The sequence below is a fragment of the Clostridium sp. AM58-1XD genome, assembly GCF_003464085.1.
In the GTDB taxonomy this organism is placed as follows: domain Bacteria; phylum Bacillota; class Clostridia; order Lachnospirales; family Lachnospiraceae; genus Lachnoclostridium_A.
Genome location: NZ_QSDR01000016.1, coordinates 43,615 through 66,731, shown reverse-complemented (window position 1 = coordinate 66,731; position 23,117 = coordinate 43,615). Strand labels below are relative to the sequence as shown.

Annotated in this window: 13 protein-coding genes, 2 tRNA genes and 2 pseudogenes; 11 read left to right on the top strand and 6 right to left on the bottom strand. The window is 45.8% G+C overall.

Features of this window, described 5'->3' with window-relative positions:
* Positions 1–50: 50 nt before the first annotated feature.
* Positions 51–1,123: pseudogene (locus DXA13_RS11395) on the bottom strand (Xaa-Pro peptidase family protein).
* 208 nt (positions 1,124–1,331) lie between these two features.
* Here DXA13_RS11395 and DXA13_RS11390 point away from each other — a divergent pair.
* From DXA13_RS11390 to DXA13_RS11370, 5 genes are all read left to right on the top strand, one after another.
* Positions 1,332–2,747, top strand: a complete 1,416-nt coding sequence (locus DXA13_RS11390) for a sodium:solute symporter family protein (protein WP_118244516.1) — start codon at positions 1,332–1,334, stop codon at positions 2,745–2,747.
* A gap of 19 nt (positions 2,748–2,766) precedes the next feature.
* The gene (locus tag DXA13_RS11385; RefSeq protein ID WP_118244513.1) at positions 2,767–3,882 is read left to right on the top strand and encodes an aminopeptidase; all 1,116 of its coding nucleotides are present in this window, start codon (positions 2,767–2,769) and stop codon (positions 3,880–3,882) included.
* A gap of 187 nt (positions 3,883–4,069) precedes the next feature.
* Positions 4,070–4,142, top strand: a tRNA-Thr gene (locus DXA13_RS11380).
* Positions 4,143–4,352: 210 nt separating this feature from the next.
* Positions 4,353–6,479, top strand: coding sequence for a lectin like domain-containing protein (locus DXA13_RS11375; RefSeq protein ID WP_118244511.1), 2,127 nt, complete (start codon positions 4,353–4,355; stop codon positions 6,477–6,479).
* Positions 6,476–7,810, top strand: a complete 1,335-nt coding sequence (locus DXA13_RS11370) for an Ig-like domain-containing protein (protein WP_118244509.1) — start codon at positions 6,476–6,478, stop codon at positions 7,808–7,810. The genes DXA13_RS11375 and DXA13_RS11370 overlap by 4 nt, the downstream gene beginning before the upstream one ends.
* 255 nt (positions 7,811–8,065) lie before the next feature.
* Here DXA13_RS11370 and DXA13_RS11365 read toward each other — a convergent pair whose 3' ends face one another.
* The 3 genes from DXA13_RS11365 to DXA13_RS11355 form a co-directional block, all read right to left on the bottom strand.
* Entirely contained in the window at positions 8,066–8,821 is a 756-nt protein-coding gene (locus tag DXA13_RS11365) for an AIM24 family protein (protein ID WP_118244611.1), read from the bottom strand.
* A 61-nt stretch (positions 8,822–8,882) separates the two neighbouring features.
* Positions 8,883–8,955, bottom strand: a tRNA-Val gene (locus DXA13_RS11360).
* A gap of 75 nt (positions 8,956–9,030) precedes the next feature.
* Positions 9,031–9,798: a YwaF family protein gene (locus tag DXA13_RS11355; protein WP_118244507.1), complete on the bottom strand. Its 768-nt coding sequence runs from the start codon at positions 9,796–9,798 to the stop codon at positions 9,031–9,033.
* 457 nt (positions 9,799–10,255) lie between these two features.
* On the opposite strand from DXA13_RS11355, the gene DXA13_RS11345 reads away from it, so the two are divergent.
* The gene (locus DXA13_RS11345; protein WP_118244504.1) at positions 10,256–10,789 is read left to right on the top strand and encodes a GGDEF domain-containing protein; all 534 of its coding nucleotides are present in this window, start codon (positions 10,256–10,258) and stop codon (positions 10,787–10,789) included.
* A 176-nt stretch (positions 10,790–10,965) separates the two neighbouring features.
* Here the strand turns inward: DXA13_RS11345 and DXA13_RS11340 are convergent, their stop codons facing one another.
* Positions 10,966–11,466 carry a hypothetical protein gene (locus tag DXA13_RS11340; RefSeq protein WP_118244502.1) on the bottom strand — a complete coding sequence of 167 codons (501 nt, stop codon included), beginning with the start codon at positions 11,464–11,466 and terminating at the stop codon, positions 10,966–10,968.
* Positions 11,467–11,739: 273 nt separating this feature from the next.
* Complete coding sequence (locus DXA13_RS11335; protein ID WP_118244500.1) at positions 11,740–13,200, bottom strand: nicotinate phosphoribosyltransferase; 1,461 nt, start codon at positions 13,198–13,200, stop codon at positions 11,740–11,742.
* A 394-nt stretch (positions 13,201–13,594) separates the two neighbouring features.
* On the opposite strand from DXA13_RS11335, the gene DXA13_RS11325 reads away from it, so the two are divergent.
* From DXA13_RS11325 to DXA13_RS11305, 5 genes and pseudogenes are all read left to right on the top strand, one after another.
* Positions 13,595–14,854 carry a family 10 glycosylhydrolase gene (locus DXA13_RS11325; RefSeq protein WP_243009085.1) on the top strand — a complete coding sequence of 420 codons (1,260 nt, stop codon included), beginning with the start codon at positions 13,595–13,597 and terminating at the stop codon, positions 14,852–14,854.
* A 505-nt stretch (positions 14,855–15,359) separates the two neighbouring features.
* Positions 15,360–18,502: pseudogene (gene ileS, locus DXA13_RS11320) on the top strand (isoleucine--tRNA ligase).
* A 9-nt stretch (positions 18,503–18,511) separates the two neighbouring features.
* Positions 18,512–20,971 carry a glycogen/starch/alpha-glucan phosphorylase gene (locus DXA13_RS11315; RefSeq protein WP_118244496.1) on the top strand — a complete coding sequence of 820 codons (2,460 nt, stop codon included), beginning with the start codon at positions 18,512–18,514 and terminating at the stop codon, positions 20,969–20,971.
* A 136-nt stretch (positions 20,972–21,107) separates the two neighbouring features.
* Positions 21,108–22,025, top strand: coding sequence for a SpoIID/LytB domain-containing protein (locus DXA13_RS11310; RefSeq protein ID WP_118244494.1), 918 nt, complete (start codon positions 21,108–21,110; stop codon positions 22,023–22,025).
* A gap of 254 nt (positions 22,026–22,279) precedes the next feature.
* Complete coding sequence (locus tag DXA13_RS11305) at positions 22,280–23,068, top strand: peptidoglycan DD-metalloendopeptidase family protein (RefSeq protein WP_118244491.1); 789 nt, start codon at positions 22,280–22,282, stop codon at positions 23,066–23,068.
* Positions 23,069–23,117 lie beyond the last annotated feature (49 nt).

The following is a 23,117-nucleotide window of genomic DNA, read 5'->3' as shown; positions in this document are numbered from 1 at the left end:
ACATACCTCTGGTACTTTTTACTTTACTTTATGTCTGAAAAAAAGAAGTGTTACAGAATCATCAGATCCTTCGGCTCATGATTTAAGATCTCGCAGCCGTCTTTTGTTACAATAACCAGATCTTCAATTCTAACTCCGGTATCTCCTTCTACGTAGATGCCAGGTTCAATGGAAAAACACATTCCCTCCTGTACACAATCCGTATTTGCACTGGAAACATCCCCGGATTCATGATCCTGCATGCCGATGGAATGGCCAAGGCGGTGAGTGAAATTCGGTCCGTATCCGCCGGCTGTTATGATATCGCGGGCAGTTTTATCGATGTCACAGAAACGAACGCCTGGTTTAATCATAGCTTCCGCTGCCAAATTGGCTTTGAGTACGAGATTGTAAATTTCTTGCTGATGTTCCGTGGCTTCTCCAAGGAAGAAGGTACGCGTCATATCTGAGCAGAAATTGTCTTTTTTACATCCGATATCCACCAGAATACAGTCCCCTCTTTTCAGCCGGGTATTGTCCGGATCGTGATGGCCGACGGCGGCATTGGCGCCGAATGCAATAAGAGGAGTGAAGCTCGTGCCGTCGGCTCCCAGTTCCTTGTATAAAGAGATGACGATATCAGCAGCCTCCAATTCCGTCATGCCTTCTTTAATCATGGAAGGAAGGCGCTTCATGCATGCATCGTTTAAAAGAGAAGCTTTTCTCATACATTCACGTTCCTCTTCATCCTTTAATGCACGGGCGCGGTCCACGCATTGTGAAGCGACGTGATAAGAAGCGGCAGCGTTATAGTTCATCAGCGGAAGCAGGAAACGTGCGGGAAAATCTTTATCGATGCCGAGAGGTTTGTTATGGTCGGCAGCATCTGCGATCAGTTTCACCCCATCTTCTCCGTCAGCATACCAGACTTTTTCCACTCCTAGATCGTCAGGGACGGTAAACAGCGTATTGAGGAAAAATTTATGGCCGCCGGTTTCGGAAAGATAGAGTGCGTAAAGCCTTTCCCATGGGAAATGGTAGTACCCTGTCAAATAGAAAATAGCGCTGGGATCACTGATGATCATCTGGGAATTCCCTCCTGTTTCATGTGATTCAGCACATGTTCGAGCCTTGATTTGTTCATGATCGATTCCTCCTGTATCATTTTTTTAATAAATTCAGCGGACAAAAAAGACAGTGCGCCTTCTGATTTTAGAACTATCATAACTATAATACAGGAATTATGGAAAAACAAGCAGTATTCCGCCTTTTGATTGACACAACTTTCACGCTCTGCTATAATGAAGTAATAGTATTTCTAAATTGTCAGAAAAAATAGGAGGTAATTGGGTATGAGTTATTTGTATGTCATTCTGGCATATCTGGTCATTCTGGTCGTTGTCGGTATCTTTATCGGACACCGCAAGGTGAAGAATTCAGATGACTTTGTTGTCGCAGGCCGCAGCCTTCCGCTTGTTGTACTGGTGGGAACACTGCTGGCTTCCTGGTGCGGCGGAGGCGGTGTTACCGGTTCGCCTAACGTTATTTATACATATGGTCCCTTTGTAGGAATCATACATTTTATGGGACCGCCTCTCGGAATCATCGCGCTGTATTTCGTAGCAGGAAAGGTACGTCAGTGTGCGAAATATACCATTCCGGAGATTTTTGAGGCCAGATACGGCAAGGTGGGAAGCTTTGTATCGGCTGTCTGCATTATTCTGGCGTATATCGGTATTGCGGCAACACAGTTTAAAGCTGCCGGACAGATTATCAATGTAACGACAGGCATGGATCAGGGCCTTGCTACCGTAATTGCAGCGGTAGGTATTATCGTTTTAACCGTCAGCGGTGGAATGATGACGGTTGCTTACACGGATGCCATGAGCGCCCTGCTGATGGTAGGCGGATTCCTGATCGCAGTTCCTCTGCTTTACAACCAGATCGGCGGAATCAGCCATGCATTTGCCAGCCTTCCGGCAGCGAAGAGCAGCCCGACGGCAACCTTAAACGTGATTCAGCTTCTGGGATATATGATTCCGTCATTTTTCCTGATTCTCGGCGATCAGAATATGATGCAGCGTTTTTCCTCTGCAAAGAGCAGTAAAGAGGCTAAGAAATCCAACATCGGCATGTTCTTCGGAGAGATGACAGTTGTAACGCTGACAATTCTCGTTGTAACAGCAGGTATTTTCCTGATTCCGCAGATTCCGGAAGGTAAAACAGCGGATACAATCATTTTCCAGATCGCAATCGGATATCTTCCATTTGTAGTCGGCGGTCTTCTGATGGCAGCGTGCGTGGCATTCGTTATTACTACGGCCGATTCCTATCTGCTGTCGTCCGCGACGAACATCACCTATGATATCTGGGCAAAATATATCAAAAAGGATGCAACAGACAAAGAAAAGCTCGTTTTCCTTCGGGCTATGGTCGTTGCGGTATCCGTGATCGGCTGTGCACTCTGTATGCTTTTCCCGAGCGTTCTGGCCGTTCAGATGTACTCCTACAGCATGTATGGAGCAGCGATTACACCTGCACTGTTATGTGCACTGTTCTCTAAAAAAGTTACGCCGGCAGGCGGTATTTGCGGTATCCTGGCCGGAGGAATTACGACGATTGTATGGGACGTGGTTCTTCAGTCTCCATATGGAATCAAGAGTGCCATTATTTCCGTACCGGTATCAGTTCTTGCTATCATTATCGTGAGCGCTGTTACAAAAGGCAGTAAGCCGATTGAAGATCTGTACGGCCAGCAGGAGAGCTAAGGATTAAGGAGGAAAAGAAATGGAAGATCCCAGAATCCGAAAGTTTGCCAGGTTTTTGATTCAGCACGCCGTATACCTTCAGAAGGGCGAGAAAATTCTGATTGAACTTCACGGCCATGAACGGCCATTGGCTAAAGCTTTGATTGAAGAAGCGTATAAAGCCGGAGGCGAGCCGTTTTTTCACGAGTTTGATTATGTGCTGGAAGGGGCCATGATTGCGGGGGCAAGCGAACAGCATATGAGAGACGTAGCCTCTTACGAGCTTGCCAGAATGAAAGACATGGATGCTTATATTGATATCCGTGCGACGGAAAATATCAGTGTTTGGAATAAGGTTCCCGATGATAAGATGGGAATTTACAGGAAAGAGTACTGGGGACCGATTCATCTGAGCCAGCGCTGCAATCACACAAAGTGGTCTGTTATGCGCTATCCAAATGACGCTATGGCACAGCTGGCCGGCATGAGTACGGAAGAATATGAAGATTTCTATTTTGCGGCATGTCTTCTGGACTATGATCAGATGGCAAAAGCGATGGAGCCTCTTGCCGAGCTGATGAACCGGACGGATATGGTTCATATTACAGGACCGAAAACAGATATCACATTTTCCATAAAAGGAATCGGTTCGAGTCCCATGAGCGGAAACCGCAATATTCCGGACGGAGAAATCTATACGGCTCCTGTGAAGGATTCGGTTAATGGAGTGATTTATTATAATGTGCCGTCCATCTGTGATGGGGTGACATTCCATGATGTGACATTGACATTTAGGGACGGTAAGATTGTAGATGCTGTTTCTGACCATACGGACAGGATGAACCAGATTTTCGATATCGATGAAGGAGCCCGCTACATAGGAGAGTTCGCTCTCGGAGTCAATCCGGTCATTAAAGAACCGATTCTGGACATTCTCTTCGATGAGAAAATAGCGGGAAGTTTCCATCTGACACCTGGTAATTCCTATGATAATACGACGAATGGGAATCATTCATCCGTACACTGGGATCTGATTTCCATTCAGACACCAGAGTGGGGCGGCGGAGAAATCTGGTTTGACGGCGTACTGATCCGCAAAGACGGACGGTTTGTACCGGACAGCCTTCAGGCATTAAACCCTGAAAATCTGCTGTAAATTAAAAATAATAATGTGACGGGAATAGGTGTGGAACGTTATCTGCGGCTTGGCCGTAAGGTCAAGCCGGTTCCCGTCTTTTCGTTGTAGACCCCTCTGTAAAAACCAGTGGAAAATTGTATTTCCAGTTGACAAACACAGCTTTTCATGATAATATATCCAAGGTTTGTGGAACACAAGCAAACAAGCTGCTGTGGCTCAGTCGGTAGAGCGTCGCATTGGTAGTGCGGAGGTCACGGGTCCGATTCCCGTCAGCAGCTTTAACAGATAAGTATTAAAAATCACGTAAACTATTGAGTTTACGTGATTTTTTGTTCCATAGGAAAAACCTTGTTCTTACCCCTGCGTAGTTTCTGCTTTTTATTTCATTAGAATCCGTTTCTGTGATATAATTGGTGATAAGGTCATTTTAATGTGTTTTGAAACAGATATGGATGTATACAGATTCATAGAAGCAGGGAGTCGGAGAGATGAAAGAGAGATTGAGAGACCGATCAGGAATGATCAGGAAAAAGTGCAGAGCGTATACGGCGGGAATTCTCGTAACGGTTATGCTGAGTCTGAACGGAATTTTGGTATTTGAGCCGATTCCGGCTTATGCTTATCCCAGCTTTGCAGAAAAAATGGAAGGGGATATAGACGGAGATATTCCAGAAGTTAAGTCTGATACGAGGGATCGATGGGAAGAACTGGAGGGCGATGGGGAAGTTATCCTATCATTTCCAAGCCAGATTGAGGCCGCAATCTCTTCGCCGGATGATGTGGACAGTTATTCCTTCCACCTGGAGGAAGAGACGGATTTAACGGTACTGCTGCAGTCGGAGTATCCCTGCGGTCTGGAACTGATCTCAAAGGGCAGTGTAATTGGAGCCTCCAGAAGGCCAGACAGCCAGTTACTGGAACCGGCTGGCCTGGAAGCGGGAACCTACACGCTGCGCATTGTCCCTCAGGAAGGGATCGAAGCGTCTTCTTACACCTTGAGGATATCCAGACAGGCTGACAGAAAAAAGGCGCCGGATTATTCAGAGGCGCATATTGCAGGGGCCATATTTGATCCGGAATCACCGTTCCGGTTTTACAATGTCCAAAATGCAGAGGAGAAGAATAAAGGTGGTTCCCCCGTTCATATCATTCACTATCTTGCCCACTGGCAGGGACCAGTGAATGAATCAGTCATGCCTTATTATCAGAAAGGTGATTTTAAGGAAACGCCCAGTGAATATATTCATTACAAAAAGGCGGAGCCGGAATTTCATGAACAGAATGTAATTATGGTGCCGAGCCATAACAGTACAGGCAGCTATATGGAGCACTGGAAGAATGCGATTATGACATATGGCGCCATTGATACAGGGATGACCACCAGCTATAATTATAGAGATAAGAATCCAGGCGATGGATATCCACAATGGGATTACAGATACTTCTATGCGCCGGAGGACTGGGAATATGATAAAATGGGCGGCCATGCAGTGCTGATTGTAGGCTGGGACGACACGGTAAAGAGGGAAAACTTCCGTGTTACAAAGCGGGACTGGGATATCGATTCCGGAATGGATGAACCGGTCATCAGTCTGATTGATGAAACCATGCCGGAACACGACGGCGCATGGATTTGCCGTGACTCCTATGGAGCTGAAGGTGAGGGAGCCGACGCTGAAATGTACCCGGAATACTATTACGTTTCCTATGAATCGGCTGATTTTGGCGGTGCGGATAAGGTGCCGTCAGCGTTCGCACCAAGCGAGAGCAGGGATAATTATAACCATCTGTACAGCAATTCGGCAGGAGGAATTGACAATGGAGCATATCAAAACAGCGGTTTTCTGAGAGGAGTTCAGGTTTTTCGTAACGAAGGAACGGGTGAAGTCCTAAGGGCGGTAGGCTTTGCTGAACCGCACAATGATGTATCTTATGAGATTGGAGTTCGTATAGGAGACGGGGCGGTTCAGAAGATCAAGTCAGGTTATCTGAAATATCCGGGATTTTATACGATGAGGCTGGAGGACGGAATTATGATTCCGGCGGACACTGATTTTGAAGTTCATGTAGCCATCTCTTCCGATGATAGCAGAGATTTAATCTTTTATTCATGCCACGACCGGGAGGGGTGGATTAATGGAACGAAAGCAATTCCTGGAAAATCGTTTTATTATGACAGCTGGGACGAAGAGGAGCAAGGATGGGATGCGTCGGCTGTGGGAGAATACCCCTGCATTTATGCCTATACATATTCTCCGCTAAAAAGTGAGATTACGATATTGGATAATAAAGAAAAGGCGGAAGGATATGACACTTCTACCGTACCTCATCCGGAGGCGCAGCCGGACACAGCTACAAAATCAGAGTATGTTGAAAAAGCTAATACGTCTACACCGTCGGAAGCAGGGGCTGCTTCCGGTACCGGAAACAGCAGTGCAGTTAATGAGACAAAGGCTACACCGTCGGAAACCGGAATAAAAATGGAACATCAGCGACCGGAACCGGAGAAAATGAAAACGAGTACGGATTCAGAAGCAGAATATGAAAGTGACGATGGTCCAATCGCAAAGGCACTGCCTCTGAGGCGGGGGATAAGATTGGTTCGGATGAAATGATTCTGGAGGATGACAGGGAAGAAACGAGGCTGGCCGAAAAAGAAGAAGCAGAGATGAAAGCTTCTTTGAACATGTTGAGAATACGAACTGAGGACGAGGGTATCGTGAGTTTTGAAAATGCCGATGAGATTGATACGGCTTCCCTCAACCTGAACTTCCCCGAGAAATATAATTCCAGGGATTACAACCTGATCACAAAGGCGAAGCATCAGGGAAATAGTTATCTGTGTTGGGCATTTGCGGCGGCAGGCGCGCTGGAAGCCAGTTATTTACGGTATGGCAATCAGCTGATTAATTATCCAAGGGGAGTAAATCTCATTTCGCAGGAAGATGTGATTACTGGCGGGACGATTTCCTTAAAACTCAAAAAAGGACAGAAGATACCACTAAATCTTTCTGCCGCACTGTATTCGGACAGCGATTATTTTAACCCGGGGAGCCCGCAGATTTATTGGGAGATTACAGGAGATATCGGCAGTGTGGAGGAGGAAAGGAAGCTTTCTGAAAGCGGAGAAGAATTTACTGTACTTGCGGCAAAAGCACCCGGAGAAGTGACGGTAACGGCAGTCAGCATGGCCGATGTTGGTCTGAAGGCTTCCTGCCGGATCGAAATTACCGAGTCTGTCCCGGCAAAGGTACAGATCAGACCGGAAAGTCTGACCATGAATGTGGGAGAGATGCAGAGACTGGAAGCGACGGTGGAGGCAGAGGAAGAACTGACCATCATGTATTCTTCAGACAGGCCGGACATCGTTTCAGTTGATAAAAGCGGTCGGGTACTCGCATTAAAACCAGGTAAGGCTGATGTAACGGCGAAAGCAGGAGACGGACAGGCGGTCTGCCGGATAACGGTAAGAGGAAGAACTGGCTCAGGAGATGACGACAGAGAGTCCGGGAAAGTTACGAACCAGATGATGAGAGAAGACACGGTTCACGGTTCTTGGGAACAGAGAGACAGCGGATGGCGCTTTATGAAAAATGACGGAACATATGCCCGGTCTTCCTGGGAGAAAATAGGCGGGGTATGGTATTATTTCAAAGAAGATACCTTTGTGGAATCCGGCTGGTTTAACCAGGGAGAAGTCTGGTATTATCTGAGCCAGGATACAGGAACATATGGAAAAATGGAAACGGGCTGGCTCTATGATCCATCCTATCAGAAATGGTTTTACTTAGATGAAGGCGGCGCCATGGCTTCCGGCTGGAGGCAGATCGATGGAAAGTGGTATTATTTTCATACCGTTTCCGATGGTGAGAAAGGAAAAATGTATGCGGGGGAACGGACGCCGGACGGCTATATGACAGGGGAGGACGGGTCATGGATTCAATGATCCGGCTGCTTGTCTGTGCCGGGCCTGCTGTTCACTAAAAGATGAGATTACGTAAAAATAAGATTATGTAAAAAATAAGAGTACTGCAAAGACAAAATCACATATGCTCTCAATGCCGGATTGTGTTCCAAGGCTGCTGCCTGGTGCCGGATCCGGTATTGGGGGCATTGCTTTTGTGCTTTTGCAGTACTCTTACTTTCATGGGTTCTCACGTGCTTCTTTGCAGAATCATTTTCCCGTGAGGAATGCAGCTTTTTATTCAGTCGGAGCCATAAGGATCTTACCGGAGCCGCGGTATACGTTTACAAGTCCTTCACCGGATACAGCGGAGCCAACCAGGGATTTGGAAGAGCGCTCCACCGTAAATTTCAGGGTATTGGACCATGCGATTGCCATATTTCCGTCGATCTTTACTTCGTCATCTTTTAAAGTAAATTCAATTAATTCGTCGTACGGAACCGGGCTTTCCAAAACAGCGATGCCGCTGCCTGTAAGACAGAGATTAAAGAGACCTTCTTTACCGGCAACTGCAGAGGAAAGGGACGATCTGGCAACAACGTTTTGCTTGATTTTGGAATCACATGCCAGAAACAGGCCATCTTCCAGAACCATGCTTCCCCATTCTGAAACATCTTCCAAAATAATATGCTTATATGTAGGCTCCAGCATCACAAGGCCGTTTCCTGTATACTCCGGCTTTGCAGACGATTCTTTTGTAACCTTAGAGGCGATGGCCTTTCCAAAAAAGTCGCCTACACCCTTGATGCCTGAAGTCATCTTTACGGCACCTGCCATCCACTGCATAGCACCTGCCTGAACAGTAAAAGCATTTCCGTCCAATTCGATTAAAACCTGACGTTTCCGAACGTTCATTTCAGCTGCATAGTAAGCGGTCACAGCGGAAGCTGGAGTAACACTTAAATCCCTCTGGTGTTCAAAGACCTTCACACATCCCCGTTCTGAAATTAATTTCATGTTGCCGTTGTCATACAAATTCTTGTAGCTGATCATGCCCATTACCTCTCTTCTTTTGACTTTTTTCCATACATAGTGGCTGGATAGTATAAAAAAATGGAGACAACAGGACTCGAACCTGCGACCCTCTACACGTCAAGCAGATGCTCTCCCAGCTGAGCTATGTCTCCATAAGATTATTATAAATGATGAGCGGCATATTTACAACAAATAAATAGCAGCATTCTAATTATTTTCTGATAGGGTTATGAGACGCCTGCAGCCTCGTGGATCAGGCCGGCCCCAAGGCATACGCAGAACAGATAAACGATATTTCCAGGAATAATTCCTGCGAATAGAGCAATTGTATGAAATACTCTCTGAAGCGAAGGATAATAGGGCGTAATATAAAACATATCGGCATTGCCGTCAGGTCCTGCAGCTACATTGATCACGGTAGCGATGATACAGCACAGAAAAAAGAGAGGAAGCACACGGGAAAAGCTTCCTGAGGAAAGGTCGCTGATCTTGCTGAAGCAACAGTAGAAGCCAATAAAAATAAGAATAAAATGCCACAGGAAGCCGTGCATAGTCAGAGTCCAGTATGGGTGCATAAGGCCGGATGGGTCGGCCAGAGCCATAAAACCGCCAAGAAGTCCAAAATCCTGTATAAAAGTTGCGCAGACTTTTTGACTCATCATCGAATAACGGGAGCCAGATGATACAAAAGGATAAAGGAGGCAGAGATACATCGGTATGCTGCAGAGCTGGAAGGGGAAATACCACCAGTCATAGCTGCCGGAGTTGACAATTGTATACAAAAATCCCTGTTTGTACAGTTCACAAATTGAGAGGAACAGGCCGGATATAAATAGCACGCGGCCTGGATGTTTTCCGGCTCCGGCACATCCGGCAAGCAGACGGGCAGAACATATGGCCAGAATAATTCCTGAAAGGCTCAAAATCATGTGAAAAGCAGAATAGGGAAGCGGCGGCACCATCGGCCATGCTGTGAATTGAAAGAAATTTTCCATGATCAATCCTCCTGACAGAATATGATTATACTCCGGGAAGGAAAAGAATTCCAGAAAAAGTAAAAAAGAACAGGATCAGAAGCCGGAGGGCAGATAGGATGAAAAAAAGTCCTCAAATTCAGCGTGAAATACTTCTTTTAAAGCAAGAAGTTCCTCAACGCTGATATTTTGTATGCCGGCTTCGATTTTTGCATAAGTTCCTCTGCTGAGGCTGCAGCCAGAATCTGCATCCGCGCAGTAGTCTGTTCCTGGGTAAGACCACGGGAGAGCCGCAGGCGTCTGATATTATGGCCAAGATAGACATCATGCCTTATTTTTTGTTCCATAAGATTCTCCTCTGTTCGTTATTATGGGAACTTACTATTGATTTTATGATAAAAATAAGGTAGAATTGCTCTATAATTAGAGCAAATATGCGCCGTGAAAGATTAAGATACTGCCGCTCGGAGGAAGAAGAATGACAGAGGAAGAGAAGGTAAAGGAATTACAGCAAAAGCTTCTGTATTTTAAGGAAAGATCTGAGCTGGACTTACTGACTGGACTTTACAACAGAATGAGTTTTGAGTCTTATGTGAGTCAGAAGCTGGAAAAAACAGAGGATGGATATTTTTTGATGATAGATGTGGACAACTTTAAAGGAATTAATGATCTGTATGGACATTTGACAGGTGATATTGTTCTGGAGCGGACCGCGGGTCTGTTAAAGGAAGTATTTCCTGCAACGGCAGTGATTGGGCGCATGGGAGGGGATGAGTTTGCCGTTCTTATTTCAGAGACTATCGGGATGGCAGCAATAGAAGCGATGATTGGAAAAATGACTGCAGGATTCAGGCAGACAGCCGAAGAAATCTGTCCGGAATGTGTGACGAACTGTTCGATTGGAATCACGCAGATACATGGTCACGAAGAGTTCAGAACCGTTTATCAGAGAAGTGACACAGCCATGTACACAGCAAAAAAATCCAGCAGAGAATTTTGCTGGTATGAATAATATTGAATAACTGAAAAGAAAGAAATCTACAGCCGGCCAGATGGCACGATAAGATTTCTTTCTTTTTTATTGTATTCTGTTCTGTGGTGCTTATGTGTGGGCGGAAGCTGCTTTGAGATGGCAGCAGAGCCCTGCAAAATGAGCGTATTTATCAGGGGAAAAGATTGAGCCTCCTGTTACTTCTGGCAGCAGAAGACAACAAGGATAGAAGGTGTGGCAATCGCCGGTATGCTTCTTGTGGAAGCGCCGTAAACGGCAAGCATGGTTCTGCCTTCTAAAGAACCGGAATATGGCTGTCCGTTTGGGAGAATCACACGTGTCGAGGCGTCAGGAGTGAGTTTTAAAAGACCGTTGCCGCTGACAAGAGATGCATCAAATGTATCCAGAACGACGTTTCTGCCGGCAATATCTTTCGCAGCGGCCATGACGCGATACTGCGGCGGATAGATCAGAGGCATGGGAGCAGTTGCAGAATAAAAGGCAGTAATGGTATCACCGACGGCGATCGGTTCCTGCTCCAGAATATAAGTGTAAGGTGCGATCACAAGATTGGCTGTGCCATGGGATGGAGAGATTATGGTTATGAGCATGGAACAGCCGCACCAGTCATTGGAAGATGTATTCATCATTTCAATGGCGGTTACCGTACCTGTTACCGATAAGTAAGAGGAATCCATGAGAACCTCCTGGAAATTCAGTTATATTATTATATGAATCTGGGGATAACAGGTGAAAGAAGAAAGAAATGTGTGTAAAACACCCCATAAAAAGGGAGGAGCCGGCTTCCCTTGTGGGAAAGCCGGCAATTATGAAAAAAATTTAATCTAATAGTGTGCTTGGCTAGCATTGGTATTTGCTTTATTTGCTTTGCTACTGTAATCAGTATAAAAGACAAATATGAATAAATTTAAGCACAGATGTAAAAAGATTGTGAATATAAAATGAACAACTTATTCACCGTAATGATAGGAGTCAAGAAGCTGATTCTTTACGTGCCAAAGCTCATTGGAAAGATCCACATGAACTTCATGAGGATTGATCAGGCGGCGTGACTCATCCCACAGGGTATCCAGCTCTTTTCTGCAGTATGCCTGAATATCCATGACTTTCGGTGAATGATAAATACAGGTTCCTCCCTTGAAAACAGGTATTAAAAGCTCGCGAAGCGTATAGCTGTTTGGCGCCAGATGAGTTTTTTTCCAGGTTTCGATTGGATCAAAGAGGAGCAGGGAATTTTTGCTGTCAAACTGTTCTTCTGCGAGACAAATCAGATCAGCAATAATTTTACCAGTGTCCTTCTGATAGATTCGATAGATCGTCTTGTTGCCGGGATTCGTAATCTTCTCGGCATTTTCAGATAACTTGATTTTGGGTATGAATTTTCCGGTCTGCTTGTCCATTACGGCAGCCAGTTTATAAACACCGCCGAAAGAAGGGCAGTCTTTTGAAGTAATCATGTTGGTACCGACGCCCCAGGAATTGATCGTGGCTCCCTGTATTTTCAGGCTGTCGATCAAATATTCGTCCAGATCGTTGGAAGCCGATATGACCGCATCAGAGAAACCGGCCTCATCCAGCATTTCTTTTGCTTTTTTGGACAGGTATGCCAGGTCGCCGCTGTCGAGGCGGATACCGTAAAAGGTGAGAGGGATTCCAGCGTCTTTCATCTCCTGAAAAACCTTAATCGCGTTCGGAACGCCGGATTTTAATGTGTCATAAGTATCGACAAGCAGAATGCAGGCGGATGGATAAAGCTTCGCATAAGCGCGGAATGCAGAAAGCTCATCAGGGAAGCTCATGATCCAGCTATGCGCATGAGTGCCTTTGATCGGAACGTCAAACATCTGGCCGGCCAGGACGTTGGATGTTCCAATGCAGCCGGCAATCATTGCAGCTCTGGCGCCGTAGATCCCGGCATCCGGTCCCTGGGCACGGCGCAGGCCGAATTCCATAATACCATCACCCTGAGCGGCATGTACGACGCGGGCCGTCTTTGTGGCAATGAGGCTCTGATGGTTGATAATGTTTAAAATAGCGGTTTCCACCAGCTGCGCTTCCATAATCGGTGCAACTACCTTTATAAGAGGTTCCCGGGGAAATACGACGGTTCCCTCCGGAATTGCATAGATGTCGCCGGAAAACTTAAAGTTTGCCAGATATTCCAGAAAATCCTCTTCGAACATTCCGGTAGATCGGAGATAGTCCACATCTTCTTTATCAAAATGAAGATTTTCAACATATTCGATTACCTGTTCCAGCCCTGCACAGATCGCATAGCCGTTGCCGTTTGGATTGACGCGGTAAAACGCATCGAAAATTACGGTCTCATTGGCATTCTGCTCTTTGAAATATCCCTGCATCATGGTCAGTTCATAAAAATCAGTGAGTAAGGTCAGGTTTCTTTGATTCATAATAACTTCTCCTTGTGTATTTTGTGAAAGCATTTTAGGTAGTATATCACAATTACAAGAAATAACAAGAACATTGTCAAAAACATAACAATAAATCCCCCCCAAACAATGGAAAATTCTGGTATAATGTCCACGTAGGCAATGAGCCGGGCGAAATAAGTTAGAGAAAAATTTATGTCGTGCTTGCACGTAAAGAAATTTATCTCTGGCTTATTACATGGGGCGAAGCCCGTGACCGAAATGGAGCGAAGCGGAATTGAGGTCACAGCCCGGCGAAAAAAGCCCGTGAGGGCGAAAAAAGGCCAGTCTGGCGAAGCGGACGCGCCACAGAGAAGCGTAGGGTGCGCTACCAGCACAGAAAAAAATATTGTACATAATCAGGAGGAAAAATCGGGTGGGTAAAAATTGGAAAGGGGCGGTATCCCTTATAATCGCAGCGGCAATGGCATTGACGCTGCCAGGATGGCAGGCAGCTGCGGGACAGGAGTTTGCCTATGGGGCAGTTACGAGTAAAAGCAGAACAACTGCGGAAGAAGAACTGCATGGCGTATGGATTTCATATCTGGATTGGAATGAATGGCCCAAGGATGAGGAAAACTTTCAGAAAACAGTGGATAAGGTCATGGATGAATGTGCGCTTTGGGGGATGAATGCCGTGTTTGTCCACGTCCGTTCCCATGGGGATTCCATGTATCCTTCCTCCTGTTATCCATGGTCAAAATTCGCATCAGGGCAGCAGGGCAATCCGCTTCCTTATGATCCTCTTGCATACATGATTGCAGCTGCCCATGAGAGAGGGATGCAGTTCCATGCATGGTTTAATCCTTACAGGATTACAGGTTATCAGATGAAATGGGAAGAGGTTTCGGATAAGAGTCCTGCTAAGAAATGGCTTTCTGACAACAATGCGGCAAATGACAGAAATGTATTGTGCCACCAGGGAGAGTATTACTACAATCCGGCCTCCGAGGACGTAAAGAACCTGGTTGTAAATGGCGTTATGGAGGTGGTGAACGGCTATGATGTGGACGGTGTACACTTTGACGATTATTTCTATCCGCAGGTAGATGATACGAAAGAGGCACTGTGGTTTGACAAACCGGAATATCTGGCTTCCGGTTCCGCACAGCCTATCGCACAGTGGAGGCGGGATCAGGTGAGCGATCTTGTTAAGCGTGTCTACGACTCTATTAAGCAAAAAAAGCCGGGAGTCCTTTTCGGCATAAGCCCTCAGGGGTATTTGAAAAATCTGAGAAGTGACAATAAACTGTTCGTGGACGTAGACCGCTGGATGACATCAGACGGATATGTGGACTATATCATGCCGCAGATTTACTGGGGCTTTGAAGCCAGGACGTCAGACGGCAGTGAGGCCCCGTATGCATTTTCAGCGAATCTGAAGTCATGGGCAGAACTGAAGAAAAAAGGAGGCGTCAGGCTTTATCTGGGTCTTGGGCTTTACCGTGCAGGAACAAATGTAAAAGATAATAACGATTCATCCGAATGGCTGAGAAGAAATGATATCATAAAGCGCCAGGTAGAAGAGGGACGGGAAAACGGAGCTGTTTCCGGTTATTGTTTCTATGCATACAGAAGTTTTAGAGAAGCGGCCGCCCAGGGAGAGATCGGGAACCTGCTTCCACTGCTGAAATGACGGAAAAAGGCGGGTTTACAGGGAAAATAAGAAAGAATTCCTTGACATTTACAAGTGGTAAATTTATACTAGAATAGCTGATAATATCAAAACTAGAATAGATGAATAAGTGTAAAGACTATGAAGGAGACAGTAGGATTGCCGGAAAGCAGCAGCGAATCGGGGATGGTGTGAGCCCGACGCAAGTAAAGCAATACTGAAAATCACTCTGGAGTTGCGGGCTGAATGCGGACTGCCGTGGTAAGCTTTGACGAATGTCCCACGTTACAGGGAACTCATATGACGGTATGCAGTAACAGGTGGTCTAACGAAGTCTCCAGGAAGCTTCGTCCTTTTACAGGGCGGAGCTCTTTTTATTACATCGGATTAAATCAGAAAACTCTTTGAATTTCCAGATGTAATAAAATTCTTTTCGGGAAATGGGAACTGCGTGCAAAGAGATTTTACGGAGAGATGATAGGGGAATTTGTATTCTGCCGGCTGCAAGCAAGTAAGGAGGAAGAAAATGTACGACAAAGTATCTACAAACCTGAATTTTGTGGACAGGGAAAAGAAAATTGAAAAGTTCTGGAAAGACGAGCAGATTTTTGAAAAGAGTATCGACAGCAGGAAACAGGGCGAAACCTATATGTTTTATGACGGACCGCCCACTGCTAACGGAAAGCCGCATATCGGCCATGTTCTCACACGTGTAATCAAGGATATGATTCCGAGATACCGCACGATGAAAGGCTATATGGTTCCGAGAAAGGCAGGATGGGATACTCATGGACTTCCGGTAGAGCTGGAAGTGGAAAAGATGCTTGGGCTGGATGGTAAGGAGCAGATCGAAGAATACGGTCTGGAGCCTTTTATCGCCCACTGCAAGGAAAGCGTCTGGAAATACAAGGGAATGTGGGAAGATTTCTCATCAACCGTAGGTTTCTGGGCAGACATGGACGATCCATATGTTACGTATCACAATGACTATATCGAATCAGAATGGTGGGCTCTCAAGCAGATTTGGGAAAAGGGACTTCTCTACAAGGGATTTAAGATTGTTCCATACTGCCCACGCTGCGGAACTCCTCTTTCTTCTCATGAAGTTGCCCAGGGATATAAGGATGTAAAAGAACGTTCTGCAATCGCAAGATTTAAATGCAAGGATGAAGACGCGTATATCCTCGCATGGACGACCACTCCATGGACGCTGCCGTCTAACGTGGCTCTCTGCGTGAATCCGGACGAAGCTTATGCAAAGGTGACGATGAAGGACGACGGAACCGTTTATTATATGGCAGAAGCTCTTCTGGACACGGTTCTTGGCGCGGACACTTATGAGATCAACGAGCGTTATGTAGGAAAGGATCTGGAATATAAAGAATATGAGCCGCTCTTTGACTTTGCTGTGGACATATGTGAAAAACAGCATAAAAAGGCATTTTATATTACATGTGATTCCTATGTAACACTGACGGACGGTACAGGCGTCGTACACATTGCGCCGGCATTCGGTGAAGACGACTCAAAGGTAGGAAGAAATTATAACCTGCCGTTCGTTCAGCTGGTAGACGCCAAGGGCGAGATGACGAAAGAAACGTCATGGGCGGGAACCTTCTGTAAGAAGGCCGATCCGCTTGTGTTAAAGGCGCTGGAAGAAAAAGGCCTTCTTTTTGCAGCTCCTAATTTTGAACACAGCTATCCTCATTGCTGGAGATGCGATACTCCACTGATCTATTATGCAAGAGAATCCTGGTTTATCAAAATGACGGCTGTAAAAGACGATCTGATCCGCAATAACAACACAATTAACTGGATACCGGAAAGCATCGGAAAAGGACGTTTCGGCGACTGGCTGGAAAATGTTCAGGACTGGGGAATCAGCCGTAACCGTTACTGGGGAACGCCTCTCAATATCTGGGAGTGTGAGTGCGGCCATCAGCATTCCGTTGGAAGCATTGAAGAACTGAAGAAAATGTCTCCAAACTGCCCGGATGATATCGAACTGCACCGCCCATATATCGATGGCGTGACGATCACATGTCCGGAGTGCGGAAAGCAGATGCACCGTGTACCGGAGGTAATCGACTGCTGGTTTGACTCGGGTGCGATGCCGTTTGCACAGCATCATTATCCATTTGAGAACGAAGAAACGTTCAAGGCACAGTTCCCGGCCGATTTCATTTCCGAGGCTGTGGATCAGACGAGAGGCTGGTTCTATTCTCTTCTGGCGATTTCTACACTGATTTTCAATCAGGCTCCGTACAAGAACGTTATCGTTCTGGGACATGTCCAGGATGAAAACGGACAGAAGATGAGCAAGTCCAAGGGAAATGCCGTCGATCCGTTTGAAGCTCTTGACCAGTACGGCGCAGATGCGATCAGATGGTACTTCTATGTTAACAGCGCGCCATGGCTGCCGAACAGGTTCCATGGCAAAGCCGTTATGGAAGGCCAGCGTAAGTTCATGGGAACTCTGTGGAATACGTATGCATTTTTTGTGTTGTATGCGAATATTGATAATTTTGATGCAACAAAATACGCATTGGAATATGAGAAACTTCCGGTTATGGACAAATGGCTGTTGTCCAAACTGAATACCGTTGTAAAGACGGTGGATGAAAACCTGGCCGGATACAGAATTCCGGAGGCAGCAAGAGCTCTTCAGGAATTTGTAGACGATATGAGTAACTGGTATGTAAGAAGAAGCCGTGAACGCTTCTGGGCTAAGGGCATGGAGCAGGATAAGATCAATGCATACATGACGCTTTATACAGCTCTTGTGACCATCAGCAAGGCTGCAGCCCCGATGATTCCGTTTATGACGGAAGATATTTACCAAAACCTCGTAAGAAACATCGATAAAACCGCACCGGAGAGCATTCATTTATGTGAATTCCCGGCTGTACATGAGGAAATGATTGACAGCGATCTGGAAGAGAAGATGGATGAAGTACTGAAAATCGTTGTTATGGGACGCGCGGCGAGAAATGCAGCCAATATCAAGAACCGTCAGCCGATCGGCAAGATGTTCGTTAAGGCTCCTGCCGATCTCCCCGAATTTTATCAGGATATCATCAGGGATGAACTGAATGTAAAAGCGGTTGAATTTACTGACGATGTCAGAGCATTTACCTCTTATACCTTTAAACCACAGCTGAAGACAGTAGGACCGAAATACGGAAAACAGCTTGGCAATATTAAAAAGGCCCTTGCTGAGGCAGACGGCAATAAAGCAATGGATACCTTAAATGAAACTGGGCTTTTGACCTCGATTTTGACGGCGTAAAGGTAGAACTTACGAAAGATGATTTACTGATCGATATGGCCCAGACAGAAGGTTTTGTAACAGAGAGCGACAATACGGTTACAGTCGTTCTGGACACAAATCTGACGCCTGAACTGGTGGAAGAAGGATTTGTCCGCGAAATCATCAGCAAAATCCAGACTATGCGTAAAGAAGCAGACTTTGAAGTGACAGACCATATTAACGTATACCAGGATAACAGTGACAAAATTGCAGAGATCCTGAAAGCCCATGCGGACGAAATCAAAGATGAAGTCCTGGCAGAGCACATCATGCTTGGCCAGATGGGCGGATATGCAAAAGAATGGAATATCAACGGCGAGAAAGTAATGCTGGGCGTTGAGAAGACGACCGACAAATAGGAGGAAAAGATGAACCGGGGATTTGATAAAGAAACATTTAAAAAGAGTGTTATATACAACACGAAGAATTTATTCCGTAAGACGATCGATGAGGCTACGCCGGCACAGGCATTTCAGGCCGTATCTTATGCGGTAAAAGACGTCATCATTGACGAATGGATTGCGACTCATAAGGAATATGAAAGACAGGACGCAAAAACTGTTTATTACCTTTCTATGGAATTCCTGATGGGAAGGGCTCTTGGAAACAATATTATCAATATCTGTGCTCAGAAGGAGATCAAAGAAGTCCTGGATGAGTTGGGATTTGACCTGAATGCGATTGAGGATCAGGAGCCGGATGCGGCTCTCGGAAACGGCGGCCTTGGCCGTCTTGCAGCGTGTTTCCTGGATTCTCTGGCAACATTGGGCTATCCGGCATATGGCTGTGGTATCCGCTACCGCTACGGTATGTTCAAGCAGAAAATCGAAAACGGATATCAGATGGAAGTGCCGGACGACTGGCTGAAAGACGGCAATCCATTTGAAGTCCGCCGTTCCGAGTATGCGACAGAAGTTAAATTCGGCGGCTATGTAGAAAGCGAATGGGACGGACACAGAAACCGTTACGTTCAGAAGGGTTACCAGTCCGTTATGGCAGTCCCTTACGATCTTCCGATCGTGGGCTACGGCAACAACGTTGTAAATACACTGCGTATCTGGGACGCCCAGCCAATTAACACGTTCAGCCTGGAAGCATTTGATAAGGGAGATTATCAGAAGGCGGTAGAACAGGAGAATCTTGCAAAAAACCTGGTAGAGGTTCTTTACCCGAATGATAATCACTATGCCGGAAAAGAGCTGCGTCTGAAACAGCAGTATTTCTTCATTTCCGCCAGCGTGCAGCGTGCGGTGAAGAAATACCTGGAAAAACACGACGATATCCGCAATTTCCATGAGAAGGTCGTTTTCCAGTTAAATGATACGCATCCGACGGTGGCAGTGGCAGAGCTCATGAGAATCCTCGTTGACGAGCAGGGATTGGAGTGGAATGAAGCATGGGCTGTTACTACAAAGACATGTGCATATACGAACCATACGATCATGGCAGAAGCTTTGGAAAAATGGCCGATTGAGCTGTTCTCAAGACTTCTTCCGCGTATTTACCAGATTGTTGAAGAGATCAACCGCCGTTTCCTGGAAGACGTACAGAAACAATATCCTGGAAACATGGAAAAAATAAAAAAGATGGCAATCATCTATGACGGCCAGGTAAAAATGGCTCATATGGCTATCGTAGGAAGTTTTTCCGTAAACGGTGTTGCAAGACTTCACACAGAGATTCTTAAGAATCAGGAATTGAAAGATTTCTATGAAATGATGCCGGATAAATTTAATAATAAAACGAACGGCATTACACAGAGACGTTTCCTTCTCCACGGCAACCCGCTTCTTGCTGACTGGGTAACCGATAAGATCGGCAGCGACTGGATCACCAATTTGGCACACATCGAAAAGCTTGCCGTATATGCGGACGATTTGAAATGCCAGCAGGAATTTATGAACATTAAGTACCAGAACAAGGTACGTCTTGCACAGTACATCAAAGAGCATAACGGAATCGATGTAGATCCCCGGTCCATTTTTGACGTACAGGTCAAGCGACTTCACGAATATAAGCGTCAGCTGATGAACATTCTTCATGTAATGCATCTGTATAATCAGCTCAAGGACAATCCAAATATGGATATGGTTCCGAGGACATTTATTTTCGGTGCAAAGGCGGCGGCAGGCTACCGCATTGCAAAGAAGACGATTAAATTAATCAATGCGGTTGCAGATGTCATCAATAATGATAAGAGCATCGGCGGCAAGATTAAAGTTGTGTTTATTGAAGATTACCGTGTTTCCAACGCAGAAATTATTTTTGCTGCTGCTGATGTCAGTGAACAGATTTCCACGGCCAGTAAGGAAGCTTCCGGTACTGGAAATATGAAATTTATGCTGAACGGTGCGCTCACGCTTGGAACTATGGACGGAGCAAATGTGGAAATCGTGGAAGAAGTAGGCCAGGATTACGCATTTATCTTTGGAATGTCTTCTGACGAAGTAATCAGCCACGAGCAGAAACGTGATTATGATCCGATGATTATCTTTAATACGGATCAGGATATCCGCCGCGTGCTTATGCAGCTGATCAACGGTTATTATTCTCCGGAAGATTCCGAGCTGTTCCGCGATATTTACAACTCTCTTCTGAATACGAAGAACAGCGACAGGCCGGATACGTATTTCATCCTGAAAGACTTCCGTTCCTATGCAGAGGCTCATAAGAAGATCGACCAGGCTTACCGCGACGAAAAGTGGTGGGCGAAGGCAGCCATGCTGAATACGGCTCACTCCGGCAAATTTACTTCTGACAGAACGATTGAAGAGTATGTAAAGGATATCTGGCATCTGGACAAAGTAAAAGTTGATATGGAATTATAATAAAGGCTTTTTAATGACGCAGGTCATCTATTAGAAGATAACACTGCCTGAACAGTTAATAAGTATGAAAAACCCCTTTCTTTCATAAAATAGTATGGGAAACCAGAAACGTTTATGAAAGGAGGGGATTTTTTTGATGCGCAGAATTATGCTGACACTGTTTCTGGCAGTGCTGTTTCCTTCCATCGTGACACTGGCTTGGACGGGCAGTGTAGGGGGAAGAGAAAAACACGCCGCTCTTTTGAGCGGAAAGAGAATTATTTTGGACCGGGGATCCAGCGTTTCCTACATGGATGCAGAGGAATATCTGTGGGGAGTAGTCGCAAAGCAGATTCCGGCAGACTATGGAAAGGAGGCACTGAAAGCGCAGGCGATAATCGCCCGTACGTATATTTACGGTATCATGGGAGATCAAAATGAAATACCGGAATCCTCTCTTGATATTGATTATCCGGAAGAAAAACAGCTGAAAAAGATGTGGGGAAAGGAAAAGATGGCAGAGTATTATAAAAATATAAAAGATGCCGTAGAAGATACGAATGGGATGGTAATTACATATGAAGGCGAACTGATTACACCGCTGTTTCACAGGGCGAGTACCGGAAGAACAAGGGCGGCTGGTGAAGAAACGCCTTACATAAAAGCTGCAGAAAGCGCTGAAGATGTGGGAGCAGACGGTTTCCTTCAGGTAAAAACATTTTCTGCAGACGAGTTTGCCGCGCGGATTCGTGAGATACCGGATTCGGGAGAACTGGCGGCAGAAAACATAATCTCTCAGATTCAAATGATATCCAGGGATGAATCCGATTATGTGGAAGAAATTCAGATCGGTACAAAAAGCTATACGGGAGAGGAAGTTGAATATGCTCTGGGATTGTCGTCCCCCAGTTTTGTGCTGGAAGACTATGAAGGAAACATCCGGGCAGTGGCAAAAGGAATCGGCCATGGCTACGGCATGAGCCAGTACGGCGCCAAAGTAAAGGCAGAAGAGGGATGGACGGCAGAAGACATATTAAAATATTTCTACAGCGGTGTAGAGGTAGGGAGACAGTAGAAAGAACAGCCGTCTGTGCAGCCAAGAGTCCGGAAAGAGGCCCGCAAGGAGCCGGGAAGGCTCGAAAAACCAGAGGTTTTCCTCGCTTTACGGCTGTCGCCGTAAAAACCAGCTCAGTCATCCTGTGTCTGATGAGCAAGCTCCTCATCCACAGGATAACTGAGCTGTTTCTTCCCGGCTCCTAGCTAGAAAAAAATCTTTTTTCTCTGTATAAGTCACCTTGGTTTGGTAAGAATAGTAGCGAGGTGATAAACGTGAAAGAGAAAATGAATCAGCTGATGAAGGACAAATTGTTCCTCGTTATGCTCGTGTTAGGCCTGCTGACTATTGTTGCCGCAGCAGGGGCTGTTACTATTCAAAGAGGAAACCGCGTAAAAGATGGAAACCCTTACTATCCGATGGAACAGGATGGTCAGATGATCGCGGAAGAGACAAAGCCGGAACCGACCATGCAGGTTGCAGGAAGTTCAGAGGCAAAAGAGCAGAGCAGCAAGAAGTCAAATGAAAGCTCTGCAAAAAAAGCCGATCAGGCAAACCAGGTACATGAGACAAAAGGGGCTAAGGAAAGCAATGATACAGTAGAACCGGCCGGAGCCGGAAACAACGCGGCCCAGGCGCTCGTACTTGACTTTACGGATACTTCAAAGATGGGTTGGCCGGTAGAAGGAAATGTAATTCTTGGATACAGTATGGATTCTACAATTTTTTTCCCAACACTTGAGCAGTACAAATGCAATCCTGGCATGGTAATTCAGAGTGATGTAAGCACGCCTGTCTATGCACCTGCCAATGCCAAAGTTGTGGAAATCGGTTCCAATGAAGAAATTGGAAATTACATCGTTTTGGATATGGGAAATGAATATCTGGCAACATGCGGCCAGTTAAAAGAAATTCCTGTTGTCGAAAATGAATATCTGGAACGCGGTCAGCTTTTAGGCTATGTGGCTGAACCGACGAAATACTACTCTGTAGAAGGTACAAATGTATTTTTGGAACTTGCTCATGAGAGTAAACCGATTGATCCCTTAGACTATCTGGAATAACAAACAGTTCCGCGCTTTTTGGGGCGCGGAACTGTTTCTTTTGGCCTGA

Coding starts and splice junctions, on each gene's coding strand:
- DXA13_RS11390 (WP_118244516.1), top strand. CDS start 1,332: ATGAGTTATTTGTATGTCATTCTGGCATATCTGGTCATTCTGGTCGTT.
- DXA13_RS11385 (WP_118244513.1), top strand. CDS start 2,767: ATGGAAGATCCCAGAATCCGAAAGTTTGCCAGGTTTTTGATTCAGCAC.
- DXA13_RS11375 (WP_118244511.1), top strand. CDS start 4,353: ATGAAAGAGAGATTGAGAGACCGATCAGGAATGATCAGGAAAAAGTGC.
- DXA13_RS11370 (WP_118244509.1), top strand. CDS start 6,476: ATGATTCTGGAGGATGACAGGGAAGAAACGAGGCTGGCCGAAAAAGAA.
- DXA13_RS11365 (WP_118244611.1), bottom strand. CDS start 8,821: ATGATCAGCTACAAGAATTTGTATGACAACGGCAACATGAAATTAATT.
- DXA13_RS11355 (WP_118244507.1), bottom strand. CDS start 9,798: ATGGAAAATTTCTTTCAATTCACAGCATGGCCGATGGTGCCGCCGCTT.
- DXA13_RS11345 (WP_118244504.1), top strand. CDS start 10,256: ATGACAGAGGAAGAGAAGGTAAAGGAATTACAGCAAAAGCTTCTGTAT.
- DXA13_RS11340 (WP_118244502.1), bottom strand. CDS start 11,466: ATGGATTCCTCTTACTTATCGGTAACAGGTACGGTAACCGCCATTGAA.
- DXA13_RS11335 (WP_118244500.1), bottom strand. CDS start 13,200: ATGAATCAAAGAAACCTGACCTTACTCACTGATTTTTATGAACTGACC.
- DXA13_RS11315 (WP_118244496.1), top strand. CDS start 18,512: ATGAACCGGGGATTTGATAAAGAAACATTTAAAAAGAGTGTTATATAC.
- DXA13_RS11310 (WP_118244494.1), top strand. CDS start 21,108: ATGCGCAGAATTATGCTGACACTGTTTCTGGCAGTGCTGTTTCCTTCC.